This window comes from Desulfobacter sp., from assembly GCF_050177295.1.
The window spans coordinates 1-11,643 of record NZ_JBFXHE010000104.1; the positions used below are offsets into that span (position 1 = coordinate 1).

Here is an 11,643-nt window from a genome sequence, read left to right on the forward strand (position 1 = left end):
AGGCGGCATCCAGGTTGAAAACGAAAAAGCCCTGGCCGGTGAACTGAAAAAAATGCTGCGCAATTCTGACCATTGCGCCCGCACCGGACAACATGCCCGGCAAATTTTTAAAGACAACGCAGGGGCTTTGAATGCCTGTTTAAGCCGGATGGAGGCGTTTCTTGATTAAATCCTGGCTGGACCGCATCGAAAAACGGGTATTGCAGACCATGGAAACCCCTGGTCACTTTGAACCGTTTTCCTTTGATCAGGTGCTGGCCGGCTGTGCAAGCGTCTACAAGGCCGGGGTAAGACTGCGTTATGCCCTGTATGGGAGCGGTGTTATGAAATCCCGGCGCCTGGACTGCCCTGTGATTTCCATCGGCAACCTGGCCGTGGGCGGATCCGGTAAAACACCCATGGCGGTCTGGCTGGCCAAGATGCTGGCGGAAAAAGGGTTGCACCCCGTGGTGGTCAGCCGGGGCTACAGGGGAACGCTTGACAAAGAGGCTGCTGTGGTATCCGACGGCCGGGACGTGTTTCTGGATGCAAAAATCTGCGGTGATGAGCCCTATATGATGGCCATGGAAAAAACTTTTCCCGTGGTGGTGGGAAAAGACCGGTATAAGGCGGGCCTTATGGCTTTGGAAACCTTTACACCTGATGTGGTCATTCTCGATGACGGATTCCAGCACCTGAAACTGGGCCGGGACCTGAACCTGGTGCTTCTGGATTACAGTCAGCCGGTGGGAAACGGGCGCATGCTTCCGGCAGGGCGGTTGCGTGAAACGCTTTGCATGGCAAAGGACAGAATTGATGCCATCGTGTTTACCCGGTGTCCCCCGGATATATTTCAATTGCACGCATTTCAGGAACCTGGGCGTCGATCCATAGTAAATGACATCGTTAAAATAAATCCGCCAGTCCCTGTTTTTTTCTGCACCCATGAGCCCTTTGTGGCGCAGTTGTTTCCGGCAGGCAGCAATGATAACGCAACGGATTTTCAATCCTGGGCCCAGGAAGGAAAAACAGCTGTTCTGTTTTCAGGTCTGGCCCGGAACGACTCCTTTGCACAATCCGTGCAGGATCTGGATGTAAACATTGCCGACCATCTTGAATTTTGCGACCATTACAGGTATAACGAGCCTGATTTTAAACGGATTTTGGCCCGGGCAAAGGCGCTGAACGTTGATTGTATCCTGACAACCCAAAAAGACTGGGTAAAGATAAATCCGGCATACTTCAGGGATGTGACTGTTGCGGTTATTGGTATCCGGTTGCGTTTTCCCGATTCCCAAGGCCTTGAAAAATTTATTTTGCACACTATGTTCGGGAAGTCCATGGCGTCAGGGTTGTCCATGACAATTTAATCGGAATAGATGTATGAATGATGATCAAATTTATCGATTGCTGCGTCTTCTGATGCTGACTCTGGGCAGGATGCCCGTATGGCTGGCGGATTTTTGTGCCCACCTTTCAGGCCTGCTCTGGTTCAAGATTGATGCAAGACATCGAAAAATTACCCTGGAAAATCTTACCCGGGCCTTTGGCGATCAAATGACACCGATTCAGATCGAAATACTTGGCAAACAAGTGTTTAAAAACATTGTGAGCATTTTGTTCGAATTTGCGTGGACACTGAAGTTTGACCGGGACACATTTTTAAGCCATTTCACCATCAAAGGGGTGGAACATATCAACGCGGCCCTTGCCAGGGGGAGGGGGGTTCTCGGGCTTTTATGTCACCTGGGCAATTTTGAAATGCTCATCGCAAGCATTGAGCCTGTGGGGGTCAAAGGCTATGCCATCTACCGCAGACTGGATTTTAAGCCACTGGACCGGCTGATCAGGGAGGGACGCGGGCGGTTTAACGTCGAGGTGCTTCCCAGGGGAAAAGTTTCCAAAAAAGCTGAAGTCATATTGAAACGCGGGGAGATCGTAGGTTCTCTTCTGGATCAGAGCGTGGACTGGTACCTGGGCCCGTTTGTGGACTTTTTTGGGGCTCCGGCCTGTACCCACAAAGGTTTTGCCAAACTGGCACTGAAAACCAAGGCACCTGTGCTGCCCATGTATACGGTGCGTAAAAACCGGCATTTCACCGTGGAGATTCTTCCTGAAATTCCACTGGTGGAAACCGGGGATCCTATCAAGGATATTGAAATTAACACCCAGAATTATACATCCGTTATCGAATCCCTGGTCAGGAAACATCCGGACCAGTATTTCTGGGTCCATAACCGCTGGAAAACCAAAAATTACTGTCCCTGGCCCAGAACCAATGGCTGAAATTCGATTGAAAGACAGCCAGCGCGCACACATCCTGATCCGGGCCGCCAACTGGGTGGGGGATGCTGTTATGACCACACCGGTGGTCCGGGCTGTGCGCACAAATTTTCCCAGGGCCAGAATCACGGTGCTGGCCAAGCCCTGGGTGGTGCCGGTGTATCAGAACAATCCCCATGTTGACCAGGTCATGGTGTATGAAAATGAAGGGCGCCATAAAATGGGAATAGGAACCCTCAGGCTGGTCAAAGATATGCGGTTCCAAAAATTTGATTTGGCCATCCTGATGCAGAATGCTTTTGAGGCGGCTCTTTTGGCCTTTCTATCCCGGATTCCCGAACGTTTAGGCTACAACACCGATGCCCGGGGGCTGCTGCTCAACCGGTGCATCAGGATGGAGCCTGCCCTGAAAAAAGGCCATCTCATTGATTATTATCTGGCCATCTTAAGCTCGGTCGGCCTTAAAACTGCGGGCAGGGATCTGGAGCTTTATCCTGATCTCCGGGACAGGGAATGGGCCCGACGATTTCTTGATGAACAGGCATTATCAGGCCCGGGCTGTCCGGTGCTGGGCATCAACCCCGGGGCCACCGGGGGAACGGCCAAACGCTGGTTCCCGGAACGGTATGCACAACTTGCCGCAGAACTGGCAGAGCGCCACCAGACCCGGGTCATTATTTTCGGCGGGCCCGCAGACCGGGAACTCGGGGATGAAATCAACGCCATGACCCAGGGGGCCTGCATCAACATGGCGGGCCGGACCAGTCTGTCCAAAGCCTTTGCCCTGATCGGGGCGTTGGATCTTTTTGTGACCAATGATTCCGGCCTGATGCATGCTGCTGCGGCCCAGCACGTCAATCAGGTTGCCGTAATCGGTTCCACCGACCATATTGCCACAGCCCCTGCAAATAAAAACAGTGTCATGGTCCGGCAACCGGTTCCCTGCAGTCCCTGTCTGAAAAAGCAGTGCCCCATTGACCATCAATGCATGGATAAAATCACCGTGGACATGGTCATGGCGGCTTGCAAGGATTTGCTTGAAAAGGAGGGGTCTCATGGCTGATGCCCAAAAGGATCTGTTTGGCCGGGTTAACCGGATTCTGATTGTCAAACCCAGTGCCCTGGGGGATATTGTTCATTCCATGCCTTTTCTTTACGCAGTGAAAAAAAGGTTTCCATGGGCCCGAATCGACTGGGTGGTGGCCCATGGACTTCATACCTTTCTGGCGGGACACCCCATGATCAACCGCCTGTGGGTGATCAAGAAAGACGAGTGGAAAAAGCTGGGCCGGCTCAGGTTGACGCTCAAAGAGATAAACGATTTGAGGCGGGGGCTGGCAGAACAGCACTATGATGTGTGTATTGATTTGTCAGGGCTGTTTCGTTCCGGTGTGATTTCAGCGTTTTCCAAAGCCCCTGTCCGCCTGGGGTTCAAGGAATCCGATGAGGGCAGCTCCCTTTTTTATACCCATAAAATTCATGGGTCCATGAACATCCATGCCATTGACCGGTATCTTGGGATTGCCCGCTTCATGGGTTGTGCCGTTGACACGGTTGCGTATCCTTTTGCGCCATATAACCCCGTCCCTGATATTATGAAAGAACTGCCCGATCAATATGCCATTATCTGTCCCTCGGCCGGGAAACCGGCCAACCGGTGGCAAGCCTCAAAATTCGGGGCACTTGCGTCCATGCTGGACCTGCCGGTCGTGGTCATTGCCTCTGCATCGGAATCGGATATTGCATTGGAAGTGGTGAAATCATCAAAGGGAAACGCCCTGTCCATAGCCGGAAAAACAGGTCTCAAGGATCTTTTGCCTGTAATTGGCAAGTCACGGTACTTTATCTGTAACGATACGGGTCCCATGCATATTGCCGCAGCCCTGGATGTTCCTGTCTTTGCCATATTCGGACCGGCCAACCCGGTTCGGACCGGCCCCTATGGTTTTATCCACACGGTGATTCAAAAGGACCTTGACTGTTCCCCTTGTTACGCCCATACCCCATGCAGACGTTACAGATGCATGGAAGATCTGACCGTGGCCGAAGTATTTGATAATATACAGTATGCATTAAGAAAAACAAGGAAGACACCGTATGAGTCCGTTTACAGCCGGGAATGAAACAGCCGGGAAGTTGTCTGTTTATATTATAGCGTATAATGAAGCTGAAAAAATTAAAGATGCATTGAACAGCGTGGCCTGGGCCGATGAGGTGGTCGTTGCCGATTCTTTCAGCACCGATGACACGGCAAAAATTGCAGAAGATTACGGCGCCAGGGTGGTTCAGCTCCCCTTTGAAGGGTTTGGCAAACTCAGGGAAGATGCCATCAATGCGTGCAGCCACAACTGGGTGTTTAGTTTGGATGCCGATGAGCGGTGCACCCAGATTGCAAAAAAAGAAATTATTAAGATCATCAATGATCCCAACAGTCTGGATGCCTATTATGTACCCCGTCGAAATTATTTCATGGGAAAATGGATCCGGCATGCAGGATTTTATCCGGATTTCCGCCAGCCCCAGCTGTTCAGGAAAGGCGCCCTCAAGTTTATGCCCGACGCGGTTCATGAAAGGTACGAAGTGGTCAGTGAAGGGAAATGCGGCTATTTTAAATCTTTTATTTATCAGATCCCTTTTAAAGATCTTGAGGAAATGTTTAGAAAAATGAACCGGTATTCCACCCTTGGCGCCCAAACGCTTTATGCGGCAGATCAAAAGTCAGGGATGTTTAATGCCCTTGCCCACGGGTTCTGGGCCTGGTTCAGCACCTATATTTTGAAACTGGGCTGTCTGGACGGTTGGCCTGGATTTATCATTTCCCTAAGCAATTTTGAAAGTACTTTTTATAAGTACGCTAAACTTCACTTAAAGCTGAATGGACTGGACATTTTTACCAACAATCCTCTGCCAAAAGTTTAAATCCAAAGACTTTTTTAGGGCTCATCGTATGGTCGGGCATCCCTTTATATGCCAGACAAGGAGTTCATAATAAAGCGTGGCCTTATTTTTTTTACCGGTTGCAGAAAACAGAGTCAGCGCCCCTAAGGTGACGTTTATGAGTAAATCTGCCGTCAGCCTTACCATGATCAGCGGCATGTACATGTGGGAAAGCAGGGGGAAGTGTTTTTTATAAAAAATGCGCCGGGATTGGGCAAAAAGCAGTCTTGATTTAATGCTGTGGCCCACACTTTGTCCGCCTAAGTGATAGATTTTTGCCTTGGGAACGATATAAGAGAACCATCCCTTTTGATGCATGGCAAGGGCCAAGTCTGTCTCTTCAAAGAAAAAGAAAAAAGATTCGTCAAAAAAGCCTGCTTTTCTGACAGCTTCCATTTTCATGAGAATGCATGCGCCAATACAGGAATCCACCTTTACCTCGGTGTTTGCGATGGAATGTTTGTTTTTTCGAAAAGGAGACAGGGTGTTGATGAGGCTCTCATTAAACAGGAGAGTGAAAATTCCGGGAAAGTAAGCAAAAGAGTTTTGTTTTGTTCCATCTTCATTTAATAACTGGCCGGCGCATATGCCGGCATCATTTTTGGCTACCATGAAATCGTAAATCGACTTCACGGCCCCTTGGGTAAGGATGGTATCAGAATTGAGCAGGAGCGCGTATGGGCTTTTGGTCTGTCTGAGTACGAGGTTGTTTGCTTTGGCAAACCCAAGATTTTCACTGTTTTCAATGACACGGACATCGGGAAAAATCTTAAGAACAGCCTTGGGAGTGCCATCATGAGAGTTGTTGTCAACCACCACAACTTCAAAAGAAATCTCTTTTATGGTTTCAAATACGCTTTTAAGACAGTTGAGAAGCAGTTCTTTTGTGTTGTAGCTTAAAATAATAATGGTGACATCTGTCATGAATTGTGTGTTTTTCCCGGATTCTTTTTATCGTTTTTTTTGTTTATTTACTGGTTACATGGTTTGAACCCTGTGTTTTCAGTTCCTGTCAAGGCACAGTCCCTGACAGGGCTCGAAATATACCATATGACCATTGGAAAACATAGCTGTTAAATCAGCCCTGATCCACCGTCAAAAAAAATAAAAAACCCCGTTGAGCTTGATGCGTCAAGCAAATAGAGTGTGATCAATGACAATTATTTTTTCCCCTTTCGTAGAATAAAACTGTAATTAACAACCAACCACACTAATCCGCGAAGAGTCAGAAAATTCTGCGCAATCTGCTTAAAGCAATACCGGAAATCAACAGCACAGGAAGCATGGCAGTAATGAATGGCTCCAGGTTAAGAAACAGACCCCACTGCATGAGTATCTGATCGGCAAAATAGAGAATAATGCCGATAAAGGAACCCAGGGTTATGCGATACCCCGCGCTGGTGCCGCGTGTTGAACCAAAGACAAAACTCAGTGAAAGTAAAACCATTGCCCCGGTTGTCAGAGGTACACTGAGTTTTCGCCACAGGGCGATGGAATACTGGTCAGCATTCTGGCCGTTCAGCTGCAAGGCGTCAATATAGCGGATAAGGTCGGGGGTTGATAGACTATAGGGCGGTAGTTCCAGAACACTAACCTGATATGCACTTAAAAAAGAGTCCAGAGTTAATGTCTTGAGTTTTTTTGTGGCAATTTCATTTCCCGTGATGATTTTTTGGGTGATGCCGTTTAAAATCCACTGCCTGTTATCCTGCAGATTGGCATTTTGTGCATGGGTAAAGAGTTGCAGGCTGCCTTTATTGTCAAATTTAAAAATATAGATATCGGCGGCAACCCCTTCATCCAGCATTTTTTCAACATGGATATATGAATTATCCCTGCGCGCCCAGAATCCCTGCCGGGTTATGGTGATATCGGCAGTAGATACGGCTTGAGCCCTGGATTTTCGGGCCAGCTCTTCCATACCAGGGATAAGCATTTCAGCCAGAATGCCGGATGCTATCATTAAGAAAAGGGCGGTTGCCAATACGGCGCTGGAGATTCGCATAATCGATATTCCCGATGCTTCCATGGCAACAAGTTCACCATGGTCGGCCATTAAGCCCAACGCAACAATACCGCCAAGAAGTGTACTTATGGGCATTAAGTCGAGCAGGCGTCTGGGAAGTGTCAGGGCCACAAAGGCAAGGGCATTTGTTAGCTGATAATTGCCTTTACCGACATCATCCAACTGGGAGAGCAGTTCAAACAGACTGAACAGCACCATCAGGATAAGGACGACGAAAAAAAAGTATTTCAGGAAGCTTCTGGCAATATAGATGTCGAGTATTCGCATCGTGGATATCATTGCTTCTGCCGGTGCCACAAAAAGAGCGGGTGCCATAAAAAAAGACCGATTAAAACGATCAGAAGCAACTGTCCCCACCAGATTCCCGGAATTGTCCCAAGGCCACCCTGTGCCACCCATTTTTTGACAAGTGCGCTGAAATTGTAGTACCCAGCAAAGATCAGAATTGCTATCGGCGCCTTGACATATTTCCCCTGGCGTGGAGATGACCGACTTAAAGGTATGCCGAGAAGCGCAAGGAGTATTATTGATACTGGTGTGGTAAGCCGCCACTGCAGTTCTGCTATTTCTTCCAGGTTGTTTGAGTGTAAAAGTGTCGTGGTTGCAGCGGTTTTAACTTTATATTCATGTGGGATATCATTTTGCAGTGTCAGGGGCATAGTCGCTTCTTCGAACTCCAGGATCCAATCTTTTGGATCGGGACGCGATAATTCATAAAGATGACCGTGCTGAAATACCAATACGGGTCTGTCTGTGGCCGTGTTCCTGAACTGAGTGCCCTGTTCCGCAGAGATGATCTGTATAGAGTCTTTTTTTATGGTCTGAATGAAAACATGTTGTGCCTCATTTGTCTGGTGGTCAACCTTGTCTGCAAAGATGATCCGTTTACCGCCACTGGTCTCATAAAAAATGCCGCCATTCATCCTTGTCAGGTCAAAATTTAATTCGGCCTCTGTCTTTATCCTGAAGAACTGATTCCAGGCCCAGGGGCGGATGAAAAGAGACAGACATGCCACAATCAAGGCGCATATAAGAGAAACAAGAAAAACAGATTTGATGACCTTTGTCATACTTATGCCGCAGGCAAACATCGCGGTTATCTCCGCATCCCTGTATAAACGGCCAAGAGCGATTACAACAGATAAATACAGAGTCGTTGGCAACAGTACTTCAAGGGCAATTACGATGCGGAGTAAGATCAGTTGTAATACTGAAGAGCCCGGTAGCAGCCCGTGGACAGCGTCTTCCCCGTAACGGGTGGAAATATAACAGCCAAAGATAAATACCAGGGCTGTACATATAGTCACTGTGGGTTTAATTATTTCACGTATTATGTATCGATCAATAATCACCGTGTATCCATTGCCTGAAATGCCGTCTGATACGGGGTTTTTCAGAAAAAAAATCAGCTATAGTTTTATACCGTTATTTTTTGTCTTTGAGAGTCTGCTGCAGTATCAAAGATCTCTGCCGCAGAAAAACCGGTAACGATCTCGTCTGCTTTCTTCAGGTCTGCTGCATAATCTACTTCGCACCATAGTAGCCCCTTGATAGAACATGTCATCACTGTTTTCTCCTGGGCTATTGCATCAATGACTGAAAGGTACCATTTTTGGCCAGACTTCGGGTTATTTATAGCTTTTTCCAATCCCTGGCGGAATGTCATTGGACCATCGCCGCAGAAGCGTATCATGCCAATGGCCTCTCCATGGATTTCCTTCAGCGGTATATCTTTGCCAATTCTGATAAGACGGTTTTGTGTCATGCTGATTTTCATGTCATCTGTATCATAGATATTTTTATGATTAATGGCAACAGTTATCGGATTGTCGGGAGATGCGAGCAGAGTTTCGACAATCGCTGCCTCAAACAGGGTATCGCCGTTCAGCAGGATGAAATCCTCATCCATCTCGTTACGCGTCTTCCAGCAGCTCACCAGATTGTCGGTTGTCGCATAGTCTGGATTGTAATGGGTCGTTATTGCCTGTTGACTGCAATGTTTCTGTAAAAGTGTTTCGATTTTTTTTGAACCATACCCTGTGACTACGGTTATTTGATCGATTCCGCATTTATGCAATTCACCAATTTGCCATTCAAGTAGTGTTTTCCCCTGGATATCCAGAAGGCATTTGGGTTTTTGAGCCGTCAGCGGCAATAACCGTTTGCCTTGTCCGGCGCTTAAGATAATTACCTTCATATATATTTCTCCATTTGTCTCTGTCTGAGTTGTCCTGATGCACAACTCATTCATTTCCAGTAAAATCTGTGTGAGGATTTGTGTAAGATGAATCCACGCCGTACAAACCGCTGGCATAGATACAATATGCTGAATCCTGACCGGAAATGGTGCTAACAAACCGCGTTTGTTGCGAGCAATGTACATCAATACTACTCTTTTCGCCAGTTGAAAAAATCTGTGTGGCATCAGCATTTGCTGATATGAGTCAAAAACATGGTAATAAAATCACATCAGTTTATAGCGCCCCATTCAGCCGGGTCGAACCCAATTTTACAACTAACTAAAATTACAATAAAAAAAATTAGTTAGTTAGAAGCGATCCTGTTTTCTGCCGTTGTTTTGTCTCTTGTTATCCTTTGCGTTGTCTGATAATATTTGATACTGTATTTTTTTGTAAAAACTACTTTGATGCAAACGAAAAAAAATTTATGAATTCAGCATCCCAAAATGAAGAGATCTTGGGCAGTGCCTTGCAGATAATTAAGGTAGAGGATCGTCGTACCCGTGATATTTTCATTCGTCTGCCGTGGTCTCTCTATAAAAATGATCCTGTGTGGGTGCCTCCTTTACTGGTTGAACGCCGTGAACATCTATCCCCTGAAAATCCCTATTTTGAACACGCAATATGCTCTTTGTGGCTCGCTTTTCGGAACGGCAATCCGGTTGGGCGTATCAGCGCCCAGGTCGATCAGCTGCATCTTGAACATTATCAGGACGATACCGGCTTTTGGGGTATGCTGGAAGCTGAGGATAATCTCGAAACCTTTCAGAAACTTCTGAATACTGCAGAATCCTGGCTTTGCAGTCAGGGAATGAAACGGGCGCGAGGGCCATTTAATCTGTCTATCAATCAGGAATGCGGTTTGTTGATTAACGGTTTTGATACTCCGCCGTCGATGATGATGGGGCATGTGCCTCCCTATTATGCTCAGCATATTGAGCAGTGCGGCTATGGCAAAGAGAAAGATTTACTGGCGTATATGATTGATGGAGATGTTGAGCCCTCCACCATCAGGAAAATGTTGCTCAGAAGAACTCAAAATCGCATCCAGACACGGATAATTCGTGCATCAGAGATGGATAAGGATATGGAGATTATTTTCAGTATTTTCAACGATGCATGGGCAAAAAACTGGGGATTTATACCCTTTACTCCACATGAATTCACTCATTTAGTCAAAGATTTAAAGATGCTGCTAAAAAAGCAGCTTGTCAGGATTGCCGAGGTGGACGGTATACCTGCGGCATTTGTTGTATTACTGCCCAACTTAAACGAGGCCATTTACGACCTAAACGGTGCGCTGTTTCCTTTTGGATGGCTGAAATTATTATGGCGCCTAAAAGTAAAATGTCCTCAAACAGGGCGGATACTTCTTATGGGCACTCTTTCTAAATATCAGAAAACTTTATTGGGCGCGGCTCTTGCATACAGGGTTATAGGTGATATGCAAGAAGCAGTCATTAAGTATGGAATAAAAAAGGTGGAACTTTCCTGGGTTCTTGAAAATAATGTGGGTGTCCGTGATATAATTAAGGATTTTGGCGGTCGACAATATAAAACATATCGAATATATGGCAAGGAACTCTGCTAGGAAAAGACATGGATACTGAACAGGATCTCTTTACCGCAATTGTCCTTGCCGCAGACCGGGAAACCGGCAATCCGGTGGCAGGAGCTGCTGGTGTTCGCTGTAAGTCCCTGGCTCCGATTAACGGTACTCCGATGATTTTCAGAGTGCTCAAAGCGCTCTCGTCGTCTCATAAGGTCGAAAATACGCTTTTATGCGGGCCTTCCGGAGCTATTGTTGCTCAAGAATCGGCATTACGTGATTATATTGCTTCCGGCAGGGCAGCATGGGTGGAAAACCAAGCCACTCCAAGTTTGAGCGCTTATGAGACTATGAAGGTACTGGATCAAGATAGAACGGTCCTTCTGACAACCAGTGACCATGCTCTGCTATCCCCTGAAATCGTTGATTATTTTTGTTGTGAAGCGCTGAAGTCGGGATGTGATGTTGTTGCCGGTGTCGCTCGATGTGAAACTGTTATGGCCGCTTACCCGCAAACATCCAGAACAGCCTATTTCTTCAAGGATGGGGCATATTGCTCGTGTAATCTTTTTGCTTTTCTGACTCCTCAGGCAAAGGAGGTACCATCTTTCTGGCGCAGGGTGGAGCAG

At 47.1% G+C, this 11,643-nt stretch carries 11 protein-coding genes; 7 read left to right on the top strand and 4 right to left on the bottom strand.

What is annotated here, in order from left to right; genetic code table 11:
* Window positions 1-161 precede the first annotated feature (161 nt).
* The 5 genes from lpxK to AB7U36_RS09685 are packed head-to-tail and all read left to right on the top strand — an operon-like array spanning window position 162 to window position 5,181.
* Window positions 162-1,349 (top strand): tetraacyldisaccharide 4'-kinase, encoded by a 1,188-nt coding sequence (gene lpxK, locus AB7U36_RS09665; protein ID WP_428159575.1) that lies wholly within the window; start codon window positions 162-164, stop codon window positions 1,347-1,349.
* A gap of 13 nt (window positions 1,350-1,362) precedes the next feature.
* Window positions 1,363-2,265 (top strand): lysophospholipid acyltransferase family protein, encoded by a 903-nt coding sequence (locus AB7U36_RS09670; RefSeq protein ID WP_428159576.1) that lies wholly within the window; start codon window positions 1,363-1,365, stop codon window positions 2,263-2,265.
* On the top strand, window positions 2,258-3,325 hold the full coding sequence (gene waaF, locus AB7U36_RS09675) for a lipopolysaccharide heptosyltransferase II (protein ID WP_428159577.1): 1,068 nt from the start codon (window positions 2,258-2,260) through the stop codon (window positions 3,323-3,325). Before AB7U36_RS09670 ends, waaF begins: the two co-directional genes overlap by 8 nt.
* Window positions 3,318-4,385, top strand: coding sequence for a glycosyltransferase family 9 protein (locus AB7U36_RS09680; RefSeq protein WP_428159578.1), 1,068 nt, complete (start codon window positions 3,318-3,320; stop codon window positions 4,383-4,385). The genes waaF and AB7U36_RS09680 overlap by 8 nt, the downstream gene beginning before the upstream one ends.
* Entirely contained in the window at window positions 4,360-5,181 is an 822-nt protein-coding gene (locus AB7U36_RS09685; RefSeq protein ID WP_428159579.1) for a glycosyltransferase family 2 protein, read from the top strand. The genes AB7U36_RS09680 and AB7U36_RS09685 overlap by 26 nt, the downstream gene beginning before the upstream one ends.
* A 21-nt stretch (window positions 5,182-5,202) precedes the next feature.
* On the opposite strand, the gene AB7U36_RS09690 is transcribed toward AB7U36_RS09685, so the two are convergent.
* The 4 genes from AB7U36_RS09690 to AB7U36_RS09705 form a co-directional block, all read right to left on the bottom strand.
* Window positions 5,203-6,123: a glycosyltransferase family 2 protein gene (locus tag AB7U36_RS09690; RefSeq protein ID WP_428159580.1), complete on the bottom strand. Its 921-nt coding sequence runs from the start codon at window positions 6,121-6,123 to the stop codon at window positions 5,203-5,205.
* Between the two features lie 301 nt (window positions 6,124-6,424).
* A complete protein-coding gene (gene lptG / locus AB7U36_RS09695; RefSeq protein WP_428159581.1) occupies window positions 6,425-7,504 on the bottom strand; it encodes an LPS export ABC transporter permease LptG in 1,080 nt (359 codons plus the stop codon).
* Entirely contained in the window at window positions 7,501-8,577 is a 1,077-nt protein-coding gene (gene lptF / locus AB7U36_RS09700; RefSeq protein WP_428159582.1) for an LPS export ABC transporter permease LptF, read from the bottom strand. The genes lptG and lptF overlap by 4 nt, the downstream gene beginning before the upstream one ends.
* Window positions 8,578-8,642: 65 nt before the next feature.
* Window positions 8,643-9,650 carry an NTP transferase domain-containing protein gene (locus AB7U36_RS09705; protein WP_428159583.1) on the bottom strand — a complete coding sequence of 336 codons (1,008 nt, stop codon included), beginning with the start codon at window positions 9,648-9,650 and terminating at the stop codon, window positions 8,643-8,645.
* Between the two features lie 242 nt (window positions 9,651-9,892).
* Between AB7U36_RS09705 and AB7U36_RS09710 the strand changes: the two genes are divergently transcribed.
* The gene (locus AB7U36_RS09710) at window positions 9,893-11,056 is read left to right on the top strand and encodes an N-acetyltransferase (protein ID WP_428159584.1); all 1,164 of its coding nucleotides are present in this window, start codon (window positions 9,893-9,895) and stop codon (window positions 11,054-11,056) included.
* A gap of 8 nt (window positions 11,057-11,064) precedes the next feature.
* Window positions 11,065-11,643 (top strand): nucleotidyltransferase family protein (locus AB7U36_RS09715; RefSeq protein WP_428159585.1); only part of this gene is annotated, 579 nt, incomplete at its 3' end.